This is a genomic window from Streptomyces sp. NPDC054813 (assembly GCF_053611365.1).
In genome coordinates, this window is the sequence record NZ_JBSHAF010000004.1 from 210,619 (window position 1) to 233,225 (window position 22,607).

Below are 22,607 nucleotides of genomic sequence, written 5' to 3' on the forward strand. Positions count from 1 at the left end.
GACGACCACCCGGTTACGAGACCGTCGGCGCCGGGGAGGGGCCGGTCAGGCCCTTCTCCCCCCGCCAGCCGTCCACGATGGCCGCCTGCAGACCGAACATCTCGGCCTTCTCGTCGGGCTCCTCGTGGTCGTAGCCGAGCAGGTGCAGCACGCCATGGACGGTGAGCAGCTGGAGCTCCTCGTCCATGGAGTGCTGGGTGTCGGCCTCGGCACCCTGCTTCGCGGCGACCTCCGGGCAGAGCACGATGTCGCCGAGCAGCCCCTGCGGCGGCTCGTCCTCGTCCTTCGACGGCGGCCGCAGCTCGTCCATCGGGAAGGACATGACATCGGTCGGCCCGGGCAGGTCCATCCACTGGATGTGCAGCTGCTCCATGGCGTCGGCGTCCACGACGATCACCGAGAGCTCGGAGAGCGGGTGGATGCGCATCCGTGCGAGGGCGTAGCGGGCGATGTCGAGGATCGCCTGCTCGTCGACCTCGGTTCCGGACTCGTTGTTGACGTCGATCGACATGGCGCTGTGCTTGTCTACTTCCCCTTGTGCCCGGACTTCGAGCGGCCGCCCTGGTGCGAGCCGTTCTCCGTGCCGTGCGTGCTGTCGTACTGCTCGTACGCGTCGACGATACGGCCCACCAGCTTGTGCCGTACGACATCGTGGGACGTCAGCCGGGAGAAGTGCACATCCTCCACGCCTTCCAGGATGTCCTGCACCTGGCGCAGACCGGACTTGGTCCCGTTGGGCAGGTCGACCTGGGTGACGTCACCCGTGATCACGATCTTCGACTCGAAGCCGAGCCGGGTGAGGAACATCTTCATCTGCTCGGGCGAGGTGTTCTGGGCCTCGTCGAGAATGATGAAGGCGTCGTTGAGCGTACGGCCGCGCATGTACGCCAGCGGCGCCACCTCGATCGTCCCGGCCGCCATCAGGCGCGGGATCGAGTCCGGGTCGAGCATGTCGTGCAGCGCGTCGTACAGCGGGCGCAGGTACGGGTCGATCTTCTCGTAGAGCGTGCCCGGCAGGAAGCCGAGGCGCTCGCCCGCCTCGACCGCCGGCCGGGTCAGGATGATGCGGTTGACCTGCTTGGACTGCAGGGCCTGCACCGCCTTGGCCATGGCCAGATAGGTCTTGCCGGTACCGGCGGGGCCGATGCCGAAGACGATCGTGTGCTTGTCGATCGCGTCGACGTACCGCTTCTGGTTGAGGGTCTTGGGGCGGATGGTGCGGCCGCGCGAGGACAGGATGTTCTGTGTCAGAACCTGGGCCGGGGTCTCCTCCGGGCCCTCCCCGTTCTCACTCGCCCGCAACATGGCGATCGAGCGTTCCACTGCGTCCTCCGTCATCGGCTGCCCGGTGCGGAGCACCAGCATCATCTCGTCGAACAGGCGCTGGACGATGGCGACTTCACGGGCATCGCCGACCGCGCTGATCTCATTGCCCCGGACATGGATGTCGGCCGCCGGGAAGGCCTTCTCGATCACGCGCAGCAGGGAGTCGCCGGATCCCAGCACGGTGACCATCGGGTGCTGGGCGGGAACCTCGAACTGAGCTCGGGCCTGCTGCTGCGCGGGAGTGTGAGCTGTGGGTGTCTGAGTCATGGGCCGGCGCTTAAGGCCTGCGGTTCCTCCTCTTCACGGCCGCGTAGCTGAGGGCGGCCTCGCGATACCAAGCGTACGACGCGGGGCTGACAACGCCGTAGGCCTTTTCACAGCGGAAGGCGCCCCCATTGCAGCCGTGAGCCCTACATGCGCTCCGGTGCGCCGGGGCAGAATCCGGGCCGTCACTGCCATGCGTGGCCGGGGGGCCGCGTTCGCTCCACGCCACCTGTCCGTTCAGAAAGCAGGTAGCCGTGCTGCTGCGTCTGCCCACGTCGGTGTCCGAGGCCCGGGAATGCCTGGCCGAGGGGGCGATACCCGTCGGCGGTGCGACCCTCATCTGGGCCGTCTGGCAGCGGGACGGCTTCCCGGAACAGGCGGTGTCCCTGCGGAAGGTGCCGGAGGCGACGGCGATCGGGGACGGCGTCCTGGGGGGTGCGGTGCTTCTGCACCAGGTGGACGACCGGGTTCCGGAGGTGCTGCGGAAGGCGGCGAAGGGGGTCGGCACGGGGTCGGTGCGCCGGACGGCGACGGTGGGCGGGAACATCGCCGGCTCGAGCCTGCGGGATCTGCTGCCGGCGGCGATCGTGCTGGACGCGTGGGCCGAGGTGCTCACGGCGGACGGGGTGGACGAGGTGGACCTGTCCGAGGTGGAGGTGAAGGCGCCGGTGCTGCTGGCGCTGCGCTGGCGGGAGCCGGCGAAGGGGGCGTACGCGAAGGTCGCGGACCCGGGGGGCGGCGAGGTACCGACGATCGCCGCGGCGGCGGTGGACACGGAGGGTGTGCTGAGGGTCGCGGTACGGGAGGGGTATGCGGTGAGCGGCGGGAGTGTGGGGGCCGACGGGGGCGGGGTGGAGGAACTGTTCGCCGGTGCGTTGTCGGGGGTGTCGGAGGCGGGGCGGGAACTGGTGCGGAAGCAGGTTGCCGAGGTGCTCGGGGAGTAGGTGCGGGTGGTGGCGGCCGTCGTTCGGCTGCGGGCCGGTGGGGGCTTGTCGCGCAGTTCCCCGCGCCCCTTGCGGGGCACTGCCCAGCCGCCCCCTTTCAGCTACCCAGCTGCGGGCAGGCGTGCCGGCGCCGTAAGCGAAACCCCCCGCCCCAGCCCCCACTCACCCGCAACCTCGGCAGTCACCCCGCGCGCCCGAACCCGATCGTCGGCACCGCCCTCCGCAGGGGCCACGGCCTCACCTGGTCCTCCTCCGGCACCAGGCCCTCCAGGAACGCGTATCGCCGCAGCGCCGCCCGGTCCTGGCCCGGCACCGACTGGACCTTGCGCCACCACGCCCCGATCTCCGACCAGCCGGGCGCGGACAGGGAGCCGCCGAACTCCTGGACGGAGAGCGCCGCCGTGAGGCCCGCGAAGGCGAGGCGGTCGGCCAGCGGCCAGTCCGCGAGCGTGCCGGTGACGAACCCGGCGACGAAGACATCACCCGCACCGGTCGGGTCGAGGGCCTCCACGGCGATCGCCGGCACCTCCGCGGACTCCCCGGTCCGCCCGTCGACGGCATAGGCCCCCTCGGCCCCGAGGGTGACGACGGCGAGGGGCACGTACTCGGTGAGGGCATGCGCGGCGGCCCGCGGGCAGTCCGCGCCGGTGTACCGCCGCGCCTCCTCCGCGTTCGGCAGGAATGCCTCGCAATGCTCCAGGTCGGCCAGGCCCGCCAGGTCCCACGCGCCGGTGTCGTCCCAGCCGACGTCGGCGAAGATCCGGGTGCCCTCGGCGGCGGCCTTGGCGATCCAGGGGTTGCGTTTGCCGGGCGTGAGGGAGGCGACGGCGGCACGGGCGTGGGCCGGGTGGCCGGGGGCGTTCTGCTGCCGGAACAGCGTGTCGGCGGGCGGCTCGTGGCCGTGCGAGACCATGGTCCGCTCGCCCTCGTAGGCCATGGACACGGTGACCGGCGAGTGCCAGCCGCGCACGGTCCGCGACGGGGAGAGGTCGATGCCCTCGCCCTGTTCGAGGGCGTCCCAGCAGTACTCGCCGTAGTGGTCGTCGCCGAAGGCCGCCGCGAGGGAGGTCTTCAGGCCGAGCCGGGCGAGGGCGGTGGCCATGTTGGCGATACCGCCGGGGCTGGAGCCCATGCCCCGGGCCCAGGACTCGGTGCCGCGCACGGGGGCGGAGTGCAGGCCGGTGAAGATGATGTCGAGGAAGACGGTGCCGGTGAGGTAGACGTCCCAGGGCGGATCGTCCGGCGTGCGCAGGCCGGCCAGCGGGTCTACCTGCGCGGCGCAGTGCGGTGTCGTTGCTCCTCTGTCGTCGTCGAGGTACTCCGGTTCCTCTCCGGCGAACGCGTTGGACGCGGTCACGGTGCGCTCCCTGGACGTGGTGCGGATCCGGCCAGTCTGCACCATGCCGGGACGGCGGCGACGGCTCTCGCCGTACGACCGCCCGAACGAGCGCCGCTACCAGCGCGGCACGGCCGGTGTGGTCCACCCCGGCTCGGCCACCCGCATCGCGGCCGCGTCGTCGCGGTCGCGGAACGTCCCGTCGTCGTCCAGCCAGCGCTGGTGCAGCGCCCGCAGCCGCTCCCGGTCCAGCTCGACCCCCAGGCCCGGCGCGTCGGAGACGGCGACCCGGCCGTCCTCGAAGACGAGCCGTTCGGTGAGGACGTCCTCGGACTGCCAGGGGTAGTGGGAGTCGCAGGCGTGGTGGAGATCGGGGACGGTCGCGGCCACGTGGGTCATCGCGGCCAGGCTGATCCCGAGGTGGGTGTTGGAGTGCATGGAGACGCCGACACCGAAGGTGCGGCAGACGGCGGCCAGTTGCTGGGTGTTGCGCAGCCCGCCCCAGTAGTGGTGGTCGGAGAGGACGACCTGGACGGCACCGCGGGTGAACGCCTCCTGGATCTCGCCGAAGGTCGTCACGCACATGTTGGTGGCGAGCGGCACGTCGGTGCCCGCGGCGACCTCGGCCATGGCCGGGGTGCCGAGCGCCGGGTCCTCCAGGTACTCAAGGACGTCCCCGAGTTCCTTCGCGACCTTCAGGGAGGTCTCGACGGACCATGCGCCGTTGGGGTCGAGGCGCAGCGGATGTCCGGGGAACGCCTCCGCCAGTGCCCGGACGGCCGCGATCTCCTCCTCGGGCGGGAAGACCCCGCCCTTGAGCTTGAAGGAGGTGAAGCCGTACCGCTCCGTGAAGCGGCGGGCCTGCGCCACCACCCCGGCCGGGTCGAGCGCGGCCCCCCAGTCGTCCGGCTCCGCCGGCACACCCTCCGGGTGGGCGGCCCACTTGTAGAAGAGATACGCGCTGTACTCGACCGCGTTGCGGACCTTCCCGCCGAGCAGGGCGTGCACGGGCAGCCCGAGCGCCTTGCCGAGCGCGTCCAGGCAGGCGACCTCGAAGCCGGAGACCACGGACAGCCGCAGCTTGTCGGCGGTCTGGACACCGCGCAGCCCGCCGACGTCGACCTGTCCGGAGACCCGGGCCGCGTCCACGGCTACCTGGTCGGCGACGGTGAACAGCCCGTTCAGATCACTGACCTGGCGCCCGCGCAGCCGCTCGGCGAACCGCCGGGCCGGCTCCAGGTACTTGGTGTCGCCGTAGGTCTCGCCGAGGCCGACCACCCCGTCGGCGGTCTCCACCTCCACGATCAGCCGGGGCGTGTACGGCTGGTGCACGCCCTGCGTGTTCAGCAGCGGCGGGTCGGCGACCAGGACCGGCGCCAGGCGGACGTCGGTGATCGTGAGGTTCACAGGGACGCTCCTACGAGGTCGAGTCCGGTGGCCAGCACGGTCTTGAGGTCGGCGAGGTGGGCGGCCGAGGGGTCGGTGAGCGGGGCGCGCACCGGGCCGACGGGGCGGCCGCGCAGCCGGGCCGCCGCCTTGACGAGGGACACGGCGTATCCGGGGACGCGGTCGCGGAGTTCGACGAACGGCACGTAGAAGTCGCGCAGCAGCTTGTCGACCGTGCCGTGGTCGCCGGCGTCGAGGGCGGCGAAGAAGGCGTCGGCGATCTCGGGGGCGAAGGCGTGCACGGCGGAGGAGTAGGCGGGGACGCCGACGGTGGCGTAGGCGCGGGCCTGGATCTCGGCGGTGGCGGCGCCGTTGAAGAAGAGGAAGCCCTCCGGGGCGGCGAGGGTGAGCCGCTGGAGCCGGTCCAGGTCGCTGTGCCCGTCCTTGAGCCCGATCACGCCGGGGATACCGGCGATACGCGTCAACGAGTCGGCTGTGAAGGCGACCTGTCCGCGCTGGTAGGCGATGAGCGGAAGGGACGTGCGGGCCGCGATCTGCTCCAGCTGCGCGACCAGCCCGTCCTGCGGGGCGGCGACCAGGTAGTGCGGCAGCACGAGCAGGGCGTCGGCGCCGGCCTCCTCGGCGACCCGGGCGAACCGCACGGCCTGCGCCCAGCCGTACCCCACCCCGGCGACCACCGGCACCCGGCCACCGGCCTCCTCGACGGCGACGGCCACGACCTGCCGGTACTCGTCCTCGTCCAGCGAGAAGAACTCGCCCGTCCCGCAGGCCGGGAAGAGCGCACCGGGCCCCGCGGCCAGCTGTCCTCCGACGTACTCCCGGAATCCGTCCACGTCCAGGGACCCGTCGGCGTGAAAGGCGGTGAGCGGGAACGACAGCACCCCGCCCGCCATCCCGTCCCGCAGCCTCCGCACCACGTCCTCCGGCTGTCCGGCCACGAATTCATCTCCCTATGTAGACATCATCCACGTATAAAAACCAAGACTAGATATGCGAACACCCCCCGTCAACGGCGCACACCGCCCCCACCCCCTTACGATTTGCACATGTCCGAGACAGCAGGCGTCCGCGAGGTGAAGTCCGCGGCGCGCACGGTGGAGCTGCTGGAGCTCCTGGCGGCCCGCGGTGACCGCCCGGCCCGCCTCCAGGAGCTGGCGGACGAACTCGGCGTCCCGCGCAGCTCGATGTACGCCCTGCTCCAGACGCTGATCACGAGGGGCTGGGTACGCACCGACACGACCGGCTCCCTCTACGGCGTCGGCATCCGCACCCTGCTGACCGGCACGACCTACCTGGACTCCGACCCACGCGTCCGCCTCGTACGCCCGTACCTGGACGAGGCGTCGCAGAAGCTGGGCGAGACGATCCACCTGGCCCGCCTGGACGGCCCGAACGTGGCGTATCTGGCGACACGGGAGTCACACGAATACCTGCGCACGATCAGCAGGGTGGGCCGACGGCTGCCGGCCCACGCGGGCGCCCTGGGCAAGGCGCTCCTCGCGGAACGCCCCGCCGAGGAGCTCCCCGAGGGCCCGTACGAGCCCCTGACCCCCAACTCCCACACCACCCGCGAGTCCCTCACCGCCGACCTCGCCGAGATCCGCACCCGCGGCTACTCGATCGACCGGGAGGAAGGCGTCACCGGCATCATCGGCTTCGGCTTCGCCCTGCGGTACGACACCCCGCCCCAGGACGCGATCAGCTGCTCGGTACCGGTGACCCGCCTGACCCCGGACCACGAGGCGGAGATCGTGACGGTGATGGAAGAGATCCGCTCGAGAATCGAGTCGGCAACGCCCCCTGGCGGCACGGTCAACTGGCGCTGACGGCACCGCCTCCATCCAGGGGCGCGGCAACGCCTCAGCAAGCAGCTCCGCAGCCAACCCAGGGGCGCGGGGCTGTATCGATATGCGGCTCCGCCGCGTGGGCGCGATCAGCCCACCACTCAGCCGCACCCGCCCTCGCACAGAACCCCTACGGCGCGCGGCGCTCCTACCCCTCCCCTCACACCCGAAACCGAACATGACCCACATCACACCCCCCGCCCTTCTTCCGGCCTCCCCCACTTGATACAAATTGCCCGCGCGTTCCTGTCCGTCGACGGCCTGCGCCCAACCCCCCTCCTCCGTCGGTCCTTTCGCATGCCCTGGGAACGCCCGTGTTCGCCCGCACCACCCCCTGGCCCCTCGTCGCCCTTTTCACGGCCGGGTATCTCGCCCCCTACCTGCTCCCGACCACCGTCGGCAGGCTCGAATCGGGGCTTCCGATCTCCGCCACCCAGGCAGGTGCCATCGGCACTGCCCTGCTGCTGAGTTCCGCGGCGGCCGGCTTCCTGCTGGCGTCCCGCGTGGACCGCATCGGCCCCCGCACCCTCGCCCGCGCCGGCCTCCTGCTCGCCGTCCTCGGTTACGGCGGCGCCGCCCTCACCACCCACGTCCCGGCGGTCGTGGCCGGCGCGGTGGTCGGCGGCTTCGGCTCCGGCACGGTCACCGCGGTGGCCGCCACCGGCATCGCCGGGCATCGGGATCCGCACCGCGCCACCACCCTCGGCCTGCTAGGCGTCTCCGCCCTCGCGGGCGCCGTCTATCTGACGGTCCCGCACCTCGGCCCCGGCCATGCACAGCCGCTCGCCGCGATCGCGCTCACCGCGCTGGCGGTCTGGCCGCTCACCGCCCGGCTGTCCCCCCGCACCGCCCCGGGCCTGCCCCGCCCGGTCACCGGCTCCCGTCTCCCGCACCTGCGCTCGGGTCTGCTGCTGGCCGCCGCGATGCCCTGCTGGTCGGCCGCGCAGAACTCGCTGTGGGGCGTGAGCGGCCGGATCGGCCTGACGCAGGCGCACCTGAGCGAGGTGACCGTCGGCGTGGTGTTCGCGGTGGCCCTCGGCGCCGGCCTGCTGGGCGTGGTCGGCGCGGGCGCGCTCGGCCCGCGGCTCGGGCAGGCCCTGCCGATCGGTCTCGGCACCGTGCTGATCGCCAGCTGCATCGCGCTCAGCGCCTCCGCCACGGACCTGACGACGTTCGCGTCCGGCGAGATCGCCTGGAACCTGCTGTACCCGGTCGTCCTGTCGTACGTCATCGGCCTGGCCGCCGCCCTGGACCCCCGGGGCCGCTGGGCGGTGCTGGTCGGGTCGGCGTCGTCGCTGGGGACGGCCGTCGGCCCGATGACGGGCAGCCTGCTGTCGGCCCGGGCCGGTTTCCCGGCGATGGGGATGGTCCTGGCGGTGGGCCTGCTGGCGGTCGCGGTCCCGCTGACGGCGGTGGCGCTGCGGCGCAGGACCACCACCGTCACGACCTACTCGGCCCTCACCGACGAGACGGTACGGCTGGACGTCGCCGCCTAGCCGAACTCGTAGGCGTCCACCTCTGCGAGGTACCGGGCCCGCAGCTCCTCGTCGTCCTCCAGGAAGGACGCGAGGAAGGAGTTGCGGGCCAGTTCCCGCATCTGCTCCCTGGACAGGCCCAGGGCGTCGTGCACGGCGTGGTAGTTGTCGGCGACGTAACCCCCGAAGTAGGCCGGGTCGTCGGAGTTGACCGTGCACAGCAGGCCCGCGTCGAGCATCGCCGGCAGCGGGTGCTCGGCGAGCACGTCGACCGCGCGCAGCCGCACGTTCGACAGCGGGCACAGCGTCAGCGGGATCCGCTCCCGCACCAGACGGGCGACCAGGTCGGGGTCCTCCATGCAGCGCAGCCCGTGGTCGACGCGCTCCACGCCGAGCACGTCCAGTGCCTCGGTGATGTAGGCGGGCGGCCCCTCCTCACCGGCGTGCGCCACGCGCCGCAGCCCGAGGTCGGCGGCGGCCTCGTACACCTCGCGGAACTTGGCCGGCGGATGCCCGACCTCGGCCGAGTCCAGCCCGATCCCGATGATCCGGTCGAGGTGCGGCCGCGCGGCCTCCAGCGTCTCCAGCGCCGAGTCGGCGGACTCGTCCCGCAGGAAGCACATGATCAGCCGGGTGGAGATCCCGTGGTTCTCGACGCTTCGGCCGAGTGCCCGCCACAGGCCGTCCACGACCGTGCCCAGGGGCACGCCCCGGGCGATGTGCGCCTGCGGGTCGAAGAAGATCTCGGCGTGCCGCACACCCTGCGCGGCGGCCCGGGCCAGATAGGCGTTCGCGAGGTCCTCGAAGTCCTGCTCGGTGCGCAGGACGGCCATGAGCTCGTAGTACAGGTTCAGGAAGGACTGGAGATCCTTGAACTGGTAGGCCGCGCGGAGGGTGTCGGTGTCCGCGTACGGCAGCTGGACGCCGTTGCGGGCGGCGAGCCGGAACGCCAGCTCCGGTTCCAGGGTGCCTTCGATGTGGAGGTGCAGTTCAGCTTTGGGGAGAGGCATCAGAGCATGGTACGGCCGTTTCACCTGCGCTTCGGAACCGGCACTCGGAGCAGATCCCGTGCCACGGTCAGCTCCTCCTGGTATCCGGCAGCCCGCGCCTGCCGCTCGAATTCCTCGGGTTCGGAGTAGCGCTGGCTGAAGTGGGTCAGCACGAGGTGCCGTACCCCCGCGTCCCGTGCGACGGCCGCCGCCTGTCCGGCGGTCAGATGGCCGTGCTCCGCGGCGAGTTCGGCGTCCTCGTCGAGGAACGTGGACTCGATGACCAGCATGTCGCAGCCCTCGGCGAGCGCGTGCACGCCGTCGCAGAGCCGGGTGTCCATCACGAACGCGAACCGCTGTCCGCGTCGCACCTCGCTGACCCGGTCGAGGGTGACGTCCCCGAGGACGCCGTCGCGCTGGAGACGGCCGACGTCCGGGCCCTTGATGCCGTGCGCGGCGAGCCGGTCGGGCAGCATGCGGCGGCCGTCGGGCTCGACCAGCCGGTAGCCGTAGGACTCGACCGGGTGGGACAGCTTCCTGGCCTGGAGCGTGTACGACGAGGTCACGGCGAGGTCGCCGTCCACATCGACCGGGGCCTCGGTGATGCCGACGGTCTCCCGGTAGGCGGTGGCGTACCGGAGCCGGTCGAAGAACCGCCGGCCGGACTTCGGGTAGTGCGCGGTGACCGGGTGCGGAACCTTGTCGAGGTTGATGCGCTGGATGACGCCGGCGAGACCGAGGGAGTGGTCGCCGTGGAAGTGGGTGACGCAGATCCGGTTGAGGTCGTGTGCGGCGACCCCGGCCCGCAGCATCTGCCGCTGGGTGCCCTCGCCGGGGTCGAAGAGGATGCCCTCGCCGTCCCAGCGCAGCAGGTAGCCGTTGTGGTTGCGGTGCCGGGTGGGAACCTGGCTGGCGGTGCCGAGGACCACCAGTTCACGGACGGACACGACGACTTACCCGGGCGGCCACTGCAGGCCACGGCCGCCGATGATGTGCGCGTGGGTGTGCCAGACGGTCTGGCCGGCGCCGCTGCCGGTGTTGAAGACGATGCGGTAGCTCTCCAGCTTGTCCTCGTCGGCGACGGCCTGCGCCTCGCGCAGTATGTCGGCGGCCACGGCGGGTTCGCCTGCGGCGAGCTCGGCCGCGTTCTTGTAGTGGACCTTGGGGATCACCAGGACGTGGGTGGGTGCCTGGGGGTTTATGTCCCGGAAGGCGACGGTGGTGTCCGTCTCCCGGACGATCGTCGCGGGGACGTGGCCTGCGACGATCTTGCAGAACAGGCAGTCGTCCTGGGGTTCCCCTGGCATGCGGTTTCCTTCCTCGGCACCGTGATCGATCTTCCGGGGCATCGTATCGCCGTCGGGTACTCGTCCGGTGGGGGCTGAGCGCGCCCACGCGGCGGAGCCGCACGTCGGCACGGCCCCGCGCCCCTCGGGTGGGACCTGGCGCCCCTCGTCAGATCGGCAGCGTCGGCGGCACCTTCGCAGGCGTCGTCTCCAGTGCCTCCAGCGCTATCCGTACCGCCTCGTCCAGTTGGGGATCCCGGCCCGTGGCCCAGTCCTGGGGGGCCTGTACGACCTCCACGTCGGGGTCGACGCCGTGGTTCTCCACGCCCCAGCCGTAGCCCTCCAGCCAGAACGCGTACTTCGGCTGGGTGACCAGCGTGCCGTCGACCAGGCGGTAGCGGCTGTCGATGCCGATCACGCCGCCCCAGGTGCGGGTGCCGACCACCGGGCCGATGCCGAGCGCCTTGATCGCCGCGTTGACGATGTCCCCGTCCGAGCCGGAGAACTCGTTCGCGACGACGACCACCGGGCCCCGGGGCGCGTCCCTCGGGTAGCTGAACGGGCGCATGCCGCGCGGCAGGTCCCAGCCGACGATCCGGCGGGCCAGTTTCTCCACGACGAGCTGCGAGGTGTGCCCGCCGCGGTTCTCCCGGACGTCCACGACGATGCCCTCGCGGGCCATCTCCACGCTCAGGTCGCGGTGGATCTGGGCCCAGCCGGGTGCCTGCATGTCCGGCACGTGGAGGTAGCCGAGGCGGCCGCCGGAGAGTTCGTGCACATGGGCCCGGCGGTCGGCCACCCACGCGTGGTAGCGCAGCGGCTCCTCGTCCGCGACCGGGACGACCACCGGGTGCCGCAACTCGCCGCCGCCCGCCGGGGACACGGTCAGTTCGATCGCCTTGCCGGCCGTGCCGACCAGCAGCGGGCCGGGTCCGGTCACCGGGTCGACGGGGCGGCCCGCGACGGCCACGACCGCGTCGCCGGGGCGTACCGCGACGCCGGGTGCGGCGAGCGGGGAGCGGGCGCCGGGGTCGGAGGTCTCGGCGGGCAGGATCCGGTCGATGCGCCAACTGCCGTCCGGATGACGGGAGATGTCGGCGCCGAGCAGGCCCTGGCGGGGGCCGTTGCCGTGGCCGCCGCGCGGGATGACGTAGGCGTGCGAGGTGCCCAGTTCGCCCTGGACCTCCCAGAGCAGGTCGACCAGGTCGTCGTGGGTGGCGACCTGCTCGACGAGCGGACGGTAGCGGTCCAGGACGCCGTTCCAGTCGACGCCGCCGAGGTCCGGCCGCCAGAACTGGTCCCGCATGATGCGGCCGGTCTCGTCGAACATCTGCCGCCACTCGGCGGCCGGGTCGAGGATCTGCCGGACCCGCGACAGGTCGACGGTGATGTTGGTGTCGCTGTCGTCGTCGTTCGAGGCACGACGGTCGCTGGGTACGACCTTGAGCTTGCCGTCGGCCCACAGCAGGACGCGTTTGCCGTCGCCGCTGACCTCGAAGTGGTCGGCGTCGGAGGAGAGGTACTCGATGCGCTGCTGGGCGAGGTCGTAGCGCTCCAGCTCGGTCTTGGGGTCGGAGTCCTCCGGGTGGGCGCGGGAGGCGCCGAGCACACCGCGCACCGGGTGGCGCAGCCACAGGACGCCGTCCTTGGCGGCGCGCAGCCCGGAGTAGCGGCCGGCCTCGACGGGGAAGGGCACGATCCGGTCGGCGAGGCCCTCCAGGTCGATCCGGGTGGCGGGGGTGCCCTCGGCGTCCGGGGTCTCGTCCTTGTCGGGCACCTCGAAGGGCCGGCCGTGCCGCTGCGGGCCGAACGGCGAGGGGGTGGTCGCGGCCAGGGTGATCAGGTGCGGCCGGTCGCCGACCACGAAGGCCAGGTCGAAGACGTGCTCGTCGTAGACCGGGTCGAAGGAGCGGGTGGAGAGGAAGGCGAGGTGCTTGCCGTCGCGGGTGAAGACGGGGTCGTAGTCCTGGAAGCGCAGCGGGGTCGCCTCGGTGACGGTGAGGTCGGTGGTGTGGGCGACACGGAGCTGGGCGAGCCCGCCGGCCCCGGGGTGGGACCAGGCCAGCCAGCCGGAGTCGGGCGAGAAGGCGAGACCCGACACGTCGCCGTCCTCGCTGCGGTCGACCTCGCGCACCTCGCCGGTCTCGCGTTCGACGAGGAGCAGCCGTCCGTCGTGCGCGGCGACCGCGACCCGGCCGCCGTCGGGGGCGACGGCGAGGTCCAGGACCCTGCCGAGCTGCCCGGCGGCGAGCCGGCGCGGGGTGGAGCCGGGCACCGGACCGGTGGCGGGCGCGAACTCCAGGGCGTCGTCGCCCTCGGCGTCCGTCACCCACACCACCCACTCCTCCGCGTCCGAGCGGAAGGTGACGGGCAGCCGGGCGCGCACCCCGGGCTGGGCGGCCAGCGCGCGGGCCGGGCCCGACCGGTGGGTCACCCAGTGCACCCCGCCGCGCACCAGGACGGCGCTGCCGCGCGCGGTGTGGTCGGGCGAGGCGGAACTGAACCAGCGGGCCGCGTTGACCGGCCCCGGCTGCCGGTCCACCCGGGCCCCGCCGAGCCGGATGTCCAGCCGGCGCGGCTCGGCGCCCTCCAGGTCGTCGAGGAGCCAGAGTTCACCGGCCGAGGCGTAGACGACCCGGGTGCCGTCACCGGCCGCGTGCCGGGCGTAGAAGCCGTCGAGCGGGGTGTGCCGGCGCAGGTCGGAACCGTCGGCGAGGGACGAGTACAGCGCGCCCGTCCCCTCGTGGTCGGAGAGGAAGGCGATCCGGTCCCCGGCCCAGACGGGGTGTTCGAGGTTCCCGTCCAGCTCCTCGTGCAGCCGTACGAACTCCCCCGCGCCTTCCCCGTCGTGGACGTCCCGGTCGATCCACAACTTGCCCGCCGTACCGCCCCGGTACCGCTTCCACCAGGCCGCCTCCCGGCCCATCGGCGCGGACAGCAGCACGGTGCGCGGCCCGAAGGCGACATGGCCGACCGGGCCGTACGGCAGGACGGTGGACGGGCCGCCGTCGAGCGGGACGGTCCGGGCCCAGCTGCGCCGGAGGCTGGACTGTCCGTAGGTGCTGATCGCCAGGACCTGTCCGTCGGCGGTCCAGCCGCGCACCTGGGTGCGGGAACTCCCCCAGTGCGTCAGGCGGGTGGCCGAGCCGCCGTCGACCGGGGCGACGTGCACCTCGGGAGCGCCGTCGCGGGTGGAGGTCCAGGCGACCGTGGTCCCGTCGGGCGAGATACGCGGCAGCGTCACGGGGACGTTGTCGGCGCTGACCCGCCAGGCCCGGCCGCCGTCCAGGGGCGCGAGCCACACGTCGTCCTCGGCGGTGAAGGCGACCAGGTCGCCGTGGACATGGGGAAATCGGAGGTAGGACCGCGGTCCTGTCGCTGCACCCTGAGTCACCCGCTCAGCCTATGCATCGAGGCACGATCGCGGTGGCCGATTTCGATCACTTGCCCTGGACCGGCCGGCACTTGGGGTCGCTCTGGCACCAGACGGTCCGCGTCACCGTCACGGTGGGGCCCGGCTGCTGTCCGTAGGTGGGCGGCCGGTAGGTGCTGTACGCCGGTCCGGGTGTGGCGTCGCAGTTGCCGAGGCCCTTCACCCGGAACCACTCCTTGCCGCCCACCTTCGCGACCAGGTTCCCGCGCACACAGGCGCCGCTGACCGCCTTGGTGACCCGTCCGGTGACGGTGATGTCCCGGCCGTCCTTGGTGCGGCCCCGGCAGTCCACGGAGACGGCGGTGGTCTCGGACGCCGAGGGCGTCCTCGGGGCCGACGAGCCGTAGTTGCCGGTGCAGGTGAGCCAGCTGACGTCGACGTGCTGCCGTTTCAGCTCGGCGGTGGCGGTCCGGTCGGTGGTGTACGCGACGGTCGCGGAGTTCAGGTCGGACGCCCGGCAGCCCACCGCACCGCCCACGGCGATCACGGCGAGCCCCGCCACGGCCGCCACCCTGGTCAGGCGCGGCCGTCGCGTCACGAGCGGCCGTCGCCAAATCGGCCTCAATGCCCCCATGGAGGGCAGCCTGCCACCGTCGCGCCCGTGACGGTAGGGGGCATGCGGCCACTCACGTGTTCGGAGTCGTCCCCCTGGAGGCGGACGGACGGGCTCCTCAGGTGCGCAGCAGCAGCCACTCCTGGAGTTCCACCAGGTTGCCCTCCGGGTCCTTGAGGTGGGCGACGCGCATGCGTTCCGTCATCGGCGCCGGCCCGTGCACCAGGACCGCGCCCCGGGCGGCGATCTGCTCGCAGTAGGCGTCCAGGTCGTCCACGCGCAGCACCACCAGCGATCGGTGCCCGGTCGCGGTGTCCCCCAGCTCGCCCAGCACCTCGGCCATCATGGCCCGGTCCTGCAGGGCTATCCCCGCCGACCCGGCGTGCGGACTGAACTTCTCGTACGGCCCCTCGCTCGCCCCCGACTGCGGCTTCAGCCCGAGCACTTCGGCGTAGAAGCGGTAGCAGGCGGCGAAGTCGGAGACCAGGAGCCGGACTTGGGCGAGTTCCACGGCGCGTTCCCCCTGTGGTGTCGTACGGGTCAGGACCACCGGCCGGTACGGCCGAGGAGCAGGGCCGCGGCCGCGGTCCCGGCGGTCGATGTGCGCATCACGGTAGGCCCCAGGGTGTAGGCCTTGGCGCCCGCCTCCTCGAAGAGCGCCACCTCGTCCCGGGCGACGCCCCCTTCGGGCCCGACGACCAGCACGATCTCGCCCTCGGCGGGCAGTTGGGCGGCGGCGAGCGGCTCGCTGCCGTGCTCGAAGTCGGAGTGGAGTACGGCGGCCAGCGCGGCGCCGGCGAGAAGTGCGGCGACCTGCCTGGTGGTCGCCGCGTCCGCGATCTCCGGGAAGCGCACCCGGCGGGACTGCTTGCCGGCCTCGCGGGCGGTGGCCCGCCACTTGGCGAGGGACTTCAGGCCCCGGTCGCCCTTCCACTGGGTGATGCAGCGGGCGGCCTGCCAGGGCACGATCCGGTCGACGCCGACCTCGGTCATGGTCTCCACGGCGACCTCGCCGCGGTCGCCCTTGGGCAGCGCCTGGACGACGGTGATGCGGGGCTGCGGGAGTGGTTCCTCGTGGAGGGTCTCCAGGTCCGTCACGACGAGCCGGTCCTTGCCCTCGGCGGCCCTGACGACGCCCTCGCTCCAGCGTCCGCGCCCGTCGGTGAGGATGACGTCCTCACCGGGCTGCAGCCGCTTCACGGAGACGGCGTGCCTGCCCTCGGGGCCGTCCAGGACGACCTCGCCGCCGGAGTGGTCGGGCACCACCAGCGGGTCGAGCACGAACACCGGGGCGGTCATCGCCCGTCCCTCTCGTACCCTTCGCCCTTGCCCGACAACGCTGTCGACGCGGCGGCGAGTTCCGTCGCGAGGATCTCCACCAGCTGCCCGGCGGGCAGCGGGCGGGCCATCCGGTGCCCCTGCCCGGCCCACAGGGCCATGCCCTGCGCGTCCCCGGCCCTGGCGGCGGCCTTGCGCAGCGGGGAGGTGAGGTGGTGGACCTCGGGGTAGGCGGCGGGCGCGTACGGGCCGTGCTCGCGCATGAAGCGGTTGACCAGGCCACGGGCGGGCCGCCCGGAGAACGCCCGGGTCAGCGCGGTCCGGGTGAACAGCGGGTCCGTCAGCGCCCGCTTGTGCGGGTCGGCGGCGCCCGACTCGGGAGTGGCGAGGAAGGCGGTGCCCAGCTGGGCCGCGCTCGCCCCCGCGGCGAGCACGGCGGCGATCTGGCTGCCGCGCATGATGCCGCCCGCGGCGACAACCGGGATGCTCACGGTCTCGCGTATCTGCGCGACCAGCGACAGCAGGCCGATCCCGGAGCCGTCGTTCTCCGGCACGTCCCGGTGGGTGCCCTGGTGTCCGCCGGCCTCCACACCCTGGGCGATCACCGCGTCGGCGCCGGCCCGCTCGACGGCGAGGGCCTCCTCGGCGGTGGTGGCGGTGACGAGGGTGAGGGTCCCCGCCCGGCGCAGGGCGTCCAGTGCCTCGGGACTCGGCACACCGAAGTGGAAGGAGACCGCGGCCACCGGGTTGTCGAGGAGTACGGCGAGCTTCGCGTCGTACCCGTCGTCCCGGCCGCTGTCCGGGTCGCCGAGCTCGGTCTCGTACCAGGCGGCCTCACCGGCCAGCTGATGCGCGTACACCTCGACCGCGCCGGACTCGGCGTGCTCCGGCTGCGGCATGAAGAGGTTCATCCCGAAGGGGCGGCCGGTCAGTCCGCGCAGCTGCTTGATCTCCTGGTACATCCCGTCGGCGGTCTTGTACCCGGCGGCCAGGAACCCCAGCCCGCCCGCCTCGGACACGGCGGCGGCGAGCTGCGGCACGGAAACCCCGCCCGCCATCGGGGCCTGCACGATCGGAAGCGGGAAGAGATCGGTCAGTGCGGAGGACATGACGGCATGTTGTCACGTCCTCCGAACAAGACCGAATCGGGCCGTCCCTTTGGCACATGCCAGATATTTCCGGGCCGAAGGGGCGGCGCCGCTGCCCGGCGAGCCGTCACCGCCCGTTGAACGCGTCCTTCAAACGAGAGAACAGACCCTGCTGACCCGGCTGACTGTGCCCACCCGGGGGCCGACCCCCGGACCCCCAGCAGCTCCCGCAGCGCGCGTCAGCGACCGTTGAACGCATCCTTCAACCGAGAGAACAGACCCTGCTGACCCGGCTGGAACTGCCCCGTCGGCCGTTCCTCGCCGCGCAGCTTCGCCAGCTCGCGCAGCAGGCGCTCCTGCTCGGGGTCGAGCTTGGTCGGGGTCGTCACCTCGACGTGGACGATCAGGTCGCCCCGGCCGCCGCCGCGCAGATGCGTGACACCGCGCCCGTGCAGCGGGATCGACTGCCCGGACTGCGTGCCCGGCCGGATGTCGACCTCCTCCATCCCGTCCAGCGTCTCCAGCGGCACCTTCGTACCGAGCGAGGCCGCCGTCATCGGGATGGTCACCGTGCAGTGCAGGTCGTCGCCGCGCCGCTGGAACGTGGAGTGCGGCAGCTCGTGGATCTCGACGTACAGGTCGCCGGCCGGACCGCCACCGGGCCCGACCTCGCCCTCGCCGGCGAGCTGGATCCGGGTGCCGTTGTCGACACCGGCCGGGATCTTCACGGTCAGCGTCCGCCGCGACCGCACCCGCCCGTCACCGGCGCACTCCGGACACGGCGTCGGCACGACCGTACCGAAGCCCTGGCACTGCGGGCAGGGCCGCGAGGTCATGACCTGGCCCAGGAAGGACCGGGTCACCTGCGACACCTCGCCGCGACCGCGGCACATGTCACACGTCTGGGCGGAGGTGCCCGGCGCCGCGCCCTCACCGTTGCAGGTGTTGCAGACGATCGCCGTGTCGACCTGGATGTCCTTGGTCGTACCGAAGGCCGCCTCGTCGAGCTCGATCTCGATCCGGATCATGGCGTCCTGGCCGCGCCGGGTGCGCGACCGCGGGCCGCGCTGCGACGCGGTTCCGAAGAACGCGTCCATGATGTCCGAGAAGTTCCCGAAACCACCGGCCCCGAAGCCGCCCGCGCCCGCGCCGCCGCTCTGCGAGAGCGGATCGCCGCCGAGGTCGTAGACCTGCTTCTTCTGCGGGTCCGAGAGCACCTCGTAGGCGGCGTTGATCTCCTTGAACCGCTCCTGGGTCTTCGGATCCGGGTTGACGTCCGGGTGCAGCTCGCGCGCGAGCCGACGGAAGGCCTTCTTGATCTCTTCCTGCGACGCGTCGCGGCGCACGCCGAGAACGGCGTAGTAGTCCGTGGCCACTTACGACTCCGCCAGGATCTGTCCGACGTACCGTGCCACCGCTCGTACCGCTCCCATCGTTCCCGGATAATCCATGCGGGTCGGTCCGACCACGCCGAGTTTGGCGACTGCCTCGCCGCCCGAACCGTAGCCGACCGACACCACGGACGTGGAGTTGAGTCCCTCGTAGGCGTTCTCGTGACCGATGCGTACGGTCATGCCCGAATCCCCCGCCTCGCCCATGAGCTTGAGGAGGACGACATGCTCCTCCAGGGCCTCCAGGACGGGCCGGATCATGAGAGGAAAGTCATGTCCGAAGCGGGTGAGATTGGCGGTGCCGCCGATCATCAGCCGCTCCTCGTTCTCCTCGACGAGCGTCTCCAGCAGGGTGGAGAGCACCGCCGAGACCGTACCGCGGTCCTCGGCCTCGAAGGCGTCCGGCAGGTCCTCCACCAGCCGGGGCACGTCCGAGAACCGGCGGCCGGCGACCCGGCTGTTGAGCCGCGCCCGCAGATCCGCCAGAGACGACTCCCCGAAGGGCGCCGGGCAGTCGACCATCCGCTGCTCGACCCGCCCGGTGTCGGTGATCAGCACCAGCATCAGCCTGGCCGGCGCGAGCGCGAGCAGCTCCACGTGCCGCACGGTGGACCGGGTCAGCGACGGATACTGCACGACCGCGACCTGCCGTGTCAGCTGCGCCAGCAGCCGCACCGTCCGCGCCACGACGTCGTCGAGGTCGACGGCGCCGTCGAGGAAGTTCTGGATGGCCCGCCGCTCGGGCGCGCTCATCGGCTTCACACCGGCGAGCTTGTCGACGAACAGCCGGTAGCCCTTGTCGGTCGGGATCCGCCCGGCGCTGGTGTGCGGCTGGGCGATGTACCCCTCGTCCTCCAGGGCGGCCATGTCGTTGCGCACCGTCGCCGGGGAGACACCGAGGTTGTGCCGCTCGGTCAGCGCCTTCGACCCCACCGGCTCCTCGGTGCCGACATAGTCCTGGACGATGGCGCGCAATACCTGAAGCCTGCGTTCACTCAGCATCCAGCGCCACACCTCCAGAAAGTCGTCCCCGCGGCCTTTCGGGTCTTTCGCCTGGCACTCTGCGAGCCCGAGTGCCAGCATCCCCGGCCCAGTGTACGGCCGTCGGGTACCGACTGGGCAAGGTCGGCGAGGACCCGGGGCGTTCTACCGCTAGCGTCGCGGTGTGACGGTGACTTGGGAAGAGCTGGGCTGGGAGCGGGTGGCCGAGGGGGTCGGCCGGTGCCGGCTGCCGGGCTGGGACTGCACGGCCGGGCTGGTCCTCGGGGCGGGCCCGGTCCTGATGGTGGACGCGGGGTCGAGCCTGGCGGAGGGCGCGAGGTTGCGCGGGCAGGCGCAGCGGCTGGCCGGACGCCGTGTGACCCATCTCGCGCTCACCCATCCGCACTTCGACCACGTCTTCGGCACCCCGGCGTTCGCGGGCACGGACGTGTACGCGGCGGCGGGCGCGGAGGCCGTCTTCGCGCACGGCCGCGAGGCACTCCGCCTGGACGCCGTCCGCAACGGCCTGCCGGCCCCGGAGGCCGAGGAGGCGGCCGACGCGCTGCCCCTGCCCCGCCGCCCGGTCTCCGGCGAGTGGACCCTCGACCTCGGCGACGGCCGCCGGGCCCTGCTGGCCGACGTGGGCCCCGGCCACACCCGCCACGATCTCGCGGTCCTCGTCCCCGGCGACCCGGCGGTGGTGTTCTGCGGCGACCTGGTGGAGGAGTCCGGCGACCCTCAGGCAGGTCCCGACGCCGTACCGTCCCGCTGGCCGGCCGCCCTGGACCGGCTGCTCGCCCTCGGCGGCGAGGACGCCCGGTACGTGCCCGGTCACGGAGCGGTGGTGGACGCGGCCTTCGTACGACGGCAGCGCGACGCCCTGGCCGCCCGTTTCGGCGTGTCGTGACCACGCCGCCGCCACTTCTCCTATCGTCATCCGAATGCGCCAGTACTCCGCCGACCTGACCCCGCCGTGGAAGAAGCCGAAACCGGCACCGGAGGTGGCCGCCGAACCCGGCCTGGTCGTCGAGGAACCCGGCACCGGCTTCTGCGGCGCGGTGATCCGCTGCGAGGCGGGCACGGTGACGCTGGAGGACCGCTTCGGCAAACACCGCGTCTTCCCGCTGGAGCCGAGGGGCTTCCTCCTGGAGGGCCGGGTCGTCACCCTCGTACGTCCCGCCTCGGCCGGCCCCGTACGTCCCGCGCGCACCGCCTCCGGTTCGGTCGCCGTGCCCGGCGCACGCGCGCGCGTGGCCCGCGCCGGCCGTATCTACGTCGAGGGCCGCCACGACGCGGAACTGGTCGAGAAGGTCTGGGGCGACGACCTGCGCGTCGAGGGCGTGGTCGTGGAGTACCTGGAGGGCGTGGACGACCTCCCGTCGATCGTGGCCGATTTCGCACCGGGCCCCGACGCACGCCTCGGTGTCCTGGTGGACCACCTGCTCCCCGGCACCAAGGAGTGGCGCATCGCCCGGTCGGTCACCAGCGAACACGCCCTGGTGGTCGGCCACCCGTACATCGACATCTGGGAGGCGGTGAAACCGGCCGCCGTGGGCATCGAGGCGTGGCCGCGCGTCCCGCACGGCCAGGACTGGAAGACGGGTGTGTGCCGCGCCCTCGGCTGGCCCTCGGACAACACGGGCGCGGTGTGGCAGGCGATCCTGGCCCGCGTGGGGTCCTACAAGGACCTGGAACCGGAGCTGCTGGGGCGGGTGGAGGAACTGATCGACTTCGTGACGGCTCCGTAGCTCCCGCCCCGGCCCCCTCAGTCCACCAGGTCCCTGACCACCGCGTCCGCCAGCAGCCGCCCCCGCAGTGTCAGCACGGCCCGCCCGTCCTCGTAGGGGCCGGTCTCCAGCAGCCCCTCCCCCAGCGCCCGCCGCGCGGCCGCCAGCCCCTGCTCCTTCAGCAGCGTCAGCGGCACCCCCTCGCGCAGCCGCAGCTCCAGCAGGATCCGCTCCACCCGGCGGTCCTCGTCGGTGAGGAGCTCACGCCCGGCCCCCGGCGAGCGTCCCGACGCCAGCGCCGCCGCGTACGCCCCCGGGTGCTTGACGTTCCACCAGCGCACGCCGCCCACGTGCGCGTGCGCGCCCGGTCCCGCGCCCCACCAGTCGGCGCCCCGCCAGTACAGCTCGTTGTGCAGGCAGCGGGCGGCTTCGGAGGTGGCCCAGTTGGACACCTCGTACCAGTCGAAGCCCGCCGCGGACAGCATCTCCTCGGCGATCAGATAACGGTCCGCGTGAACGTCGTCGTCGGTCATCGGGACCTCGCCCCGGCGGATCCGGCGGGCCAGCTGCGTACCCTCCTCGACGATCAGCGCGTACGCCGACACATGGTCGGGGCCGGCCCCGAGCGCCGCGTCCAGCGAGGCCCGCCAGTCGTCGTCGGACTCGCCCGGCGTGCCGTAGATCAGATCCAGGTTCACGTGCTCGAAGCCGGCCGCGCGGGCCTCCGCGACGCACGCCTCGGGACGCCCCGGGGTGTGGGTGCGGTCCAGGACGCGCAGCACATGCTGCCGGGCGCTCTGCATGCCGAAGGAGACCCGGTTGAAGCCGCCCTCGCGCAGGGCCGTCAGATACGCGGGGTCGACGGACTCCGGGTTCGCCTCCGTGGTGACCTCCGCGTCGGCGGCCAGACCGAACTCGTCGCGGATCGCGTGCAGCATCCGTACCAGATCACCGGCGGCCAGCAGCGTCGGCGTACCCCCGCCCACGAACACCGTGCGGACCTCGCGCGGGTCGTCGCCGAGAACCTTGCGGGCCAGCCGGATCTCGTCGATCAGGGTGTCCGCGTAGTTGTCACGGGAGGCGAGGACACCGCCGGTGCCGCGCAGCTCGGTCGCCGTGTACGTGTTGAAGTCGCAGTAGCCGCAGCGAGTCGCGCAGTAGGGGACGTGGAGATAGAACCCGAGGGGGCGGTCGGCGGCACCGGCCAGCGCGTGCGCCGGGAGCGCGCCGTCGTCGGGGACCGGTTCGCCGTCGGGAAGTGCGGAAGGCATGTCCTCCATTGTCC

General features: G+C 72.5%; 21 protein-coding genes. 5 read left to right on the forward strand and 16 right to left on the reverse strand.

Annotated elements, in window-relative coordinates; genetic code table 11:
* Positions 1-13: 13 nt before the first annotated feature.
* A complete protein-coding gene (ybeY, locus tag ACWGJB_RS09470) occupies positions 14-511 on the reverse strand; it encodes an rRNA maturation RNase YbeY (RefSeq protein WP_351691360.1) in 498 nt (165 codons plus the stop codon).
* A gap of 14 nt (positions 512-525) precedes the next feature.
* Positions 526-1,593, reverse strand: coding sequence for a PhoH family protein (locus ACWGJB_RS09475; RefSeq protein WP_453379625.1), 1,068 nt, complete (start codon positions 1,591-1,593; stop codon positions 526-528).
* A gap of 251 nt (positions 1,594-1,844) precedes the next feature.
* Between ACWGJB_RS09475 and ACWGJB_RS09480 the strand changes: the two genes are divergently transcribed.
* The gene (locus ACWGJB_RS09480; protein ID WP_453379626.1) at positions 1,845-2,534 is read left to right on the forward strand and encodes an FAD binding domain-containing protein; all 690 of its coding nucleotides are present in this window, start codon (positions 1,845-1,847) and stop codon (positions 2,532-2,534) included.
* Between the two features lie 181 nt (positions 2,535-2,715).
* Here the strand turns inward: ACWGJB_RS09480 and ACWGJB_RS09485 are convergent, their stop codons facing one another.
* From ACWGJB_RS09485 to ACWGJB_RS09495, 3 genes are all read right to left on the reverse strand, one after another.
* Positions 2,716-3,891 carry a carbohydrate kinase family protein gene (locus ACWGJB_RS09485; RefSeq protein WP_453379850.1) on the reverse strand — a complete coding sequence of 392 codons (1,176 nt, stop codon included), beginning with the start codon at positions 3,889-3,891 and terminating at the stop codon, positions 2,716-2,718.
* A gap of 96 nt (positions 3,892-3,987) precedes the next feature.
* A complete protein-coding gene (locus ACWGJB_RS09490; protein WP_453379627.1) occupies positions 3,988-5,277 on the reverse strand; it encodes a glucarate dehydratase family protein in 1,290 nt (429 codons plus the stop codon).
* Positions 5,274-6,170 (reverse strand): 5-dehydro-4-deoxyglucarate dehydratase, encoded by an 897-nt coding sequence (locus tag ACWGJB_RS09495; RefSeq protein ID WP_453379851.1) that lies wholly within the window; start codon positions 6,168-6,170, stop codon positions 5,274-5,276. The genes ACWGJB_RS09490 and ACWGJB_RS09495 overlap by 4 nt, the downstream gene beginning before the upstream one ends.
* A 153-nt stretch (positions 6,171-6,323) precedes the next feature.
* Between ACWGJB_RS09495 and ACWGJB_RS09500 the strand changes: the two genes are divergently transcribed.
* Both ACWGJB_RS09500 and ACWGJB_RS09505 read left to right on the forward strand, forming a co-directional pair.
* Complete coding sequence (locus ACWGJB_RS09500) at positions 6,324-7,103, forward strand: IclR family transcriptional regulator (protein WP_453379628.1); 780 nt, start codon at positions 6,324-6,326, stop codon at positions 7,101-7,103.
* A gap of 332 nt (positions 7,104-7,435) precedes the next feature.
* On the forward strand, positions 7,436-8,617 hold the full coding sequence (locus tag ACWGJB_RS09505; RefSeq protein WP_453379629.1) for an MFS transporter: 1,182 nt from the start codon (positions 7,436-7,438) through the stop codon (positions 8,615-8,617).
* Here the strand turns inward: ACWGJB_RS09505 and ACWGJB_RS09510 are convergent.
* The 10 genes from ACWGJB_RS09510 to hrcA all read right to left on the reverse strand — a co-directional run bounded on the left by ACWGJB_RS09510 (position 8,614) and on the right by hrcA (position 19,616).
* Complete coding sequence (locus ACWGJB_RS09510) at positions 8,614-9,606, reverse strand: adenosine deaminase (protein ID WP_453379630.1); 993 nt, start codon at positions 9,604-9,606, stop codon at positions 8,614-8,616. The two genes, ACWGJB_RS09505 and ACWGJB_RS09510, sit on opposite strands and share 4 nt — an antisense overlap.
* A 20-nt stretch (positions 9,607-9,626) precedes the next feature.
* Positions 9,627-10,532, reverse strand: a complete 906-nt coding sequence (locus ACWGJB_RS09515) for a ribonuclease Z (protein WP_453379631.1) — start codon at positions 10,530-10,532, stop codon at positions 9,627-9,629.
* Positions 10,533-10,538: 6 nt separating this feature from the next.
* Positions 10,539-10,892, reverse strand: a complete 354-nt coding sequence (locus ACWGJB_RS09520) for a histidine triad nucleotide-binding protein (protein ID WP_453379632.1) — start codon at positions 10,890-10,892, stop codon at positions 10,539-10,541.
* Between the two features lie 148 nt (positions 10,893-11,040).
* Entirely contained in the window at positions 11,041-14,265 is a 3,225-nt protein-coding gene (locus ACWGJB_RS09525; RefSeq protein WP_453379633.1) for a S41 family peptidase, read from the reverse strand.
* A gap of 46 nt (positions 14,266-14,311) precedes the next feature.
* Positions 14,312-14,815, reverse strand: coding sequence for a hypothetical protein (locus ACWGJB_RS09530; RefSeq protein ID WP_453379852.1), 504 nt, complete (start codon positions 14,813-14,815; stop codon positions 14,312-14,314).
* Positions 14,816-14,975: 160 nt separating this feature from the next.
* Entirely contained in the window at positions 14,976-15,368 is a 393-nt protein-coding gene (locus ACWGJB_RS09535) for a VOC family protein (RefSeq protein ID WP_450755534.1), read from the reverse strand.
* 29 nt (positions 15,369-15,397) lie between these two features.
* Positions 15,398-16,156 (reverse strand): 16S rRNA (uracil(1498)-N(3))-methyltransferase, encoded by a 759-nt coding sequence (locus ACWGJB_RS09540; RefSeq protein WP_453379634.1) that lies wholly within the window; start codon positions 16,154-16,156, stop codon positions 15,398-15,400.
* Positions 16,153-17,244 carry a nitronate monooxygenase gene (locus tag ACWGJB_RS09545; RefSeq protein ID WP_453379635.1) on the reverse strand — a complete coding sequence of 364 codons (1,092 nt, stop codon included), beginning with the start codon at positions 17,242-17,244 and terminating at the stop codon, positions 16,153-16,155. The genes ACWGJB_RS09540 and ACWGJB_RS09545 overlap by 4 nt, the downstream gene beginning before the upstream one ends.
* A 218-nt stretch (positions 17,245-17,462) precedes the next feature.
* Positions 17,463-18,599: a molecular chaperone DnaJ gene (gene dnaJ / locus ACWGJB_RS09550; protein ID WP_453379636.1), complete on the reverse strand. Its 1,137-nt coding sequence runs from the start codon at positions 18,597-18,599 to the stop codon at positions 17,463-17,465.
* On the reverse strand, positions 18,600-19,616 hold the full coding sequence (hrcA, locus tag ACWGJB_RS09555) for a heat-inducible transcriptional repressor HrcA (RefSeq protein WP_453379637.1): 1,017 nt from the start codon (positions 19,614-19,616) through the stop codon (positions 18,600-18,602).
* A 163-nt stretch (positions 19,617-19,779) separates the two neighbouring features.
* On the opposite strand from hrcA, the gene ACWGJB_RS09560 reads away from it, so the two are divergent.
* Entirely contained in the window at positions 19,780-20,502 is a 723-nt protein-coding gene (locus tag ACWGJB_RS09560) for an MBL fold metallo-hydrolase (protein WP_453379638.1), read from the forward strand.
* Positions 20,503-20,536: 34 nt separating this feature from the next.
* Positions 20,537-21,343, forward strand: a complete 807-nt coding sequence (locus ACWGJB_RS09565; protein WP_453379639.1) for a DUF3097 domain-containing protein — start codon at positions 20,537-20,539, stop codon at positions 21,341-21,343.
* Positions 21,344-21,360: 17 nt separating this feature from the next.
* On the opposite strand, the gene hemW is transcribed toward ACWGJB_RS09565, so the two are convergent.
* Positions 21,361-22,593, reverse strand: a complete 1,233-nt coding sequence (gene hemW, locus ACWGJB_RS09570; protein WP_453379640.1) for a radical SAM family heme chaperone HemW — start codon at positions 22,591-22,593, stop codon at positions 21,361-21,363.
* Positions 22,594-22,607 lie beyond the last annotated feature (14 nt).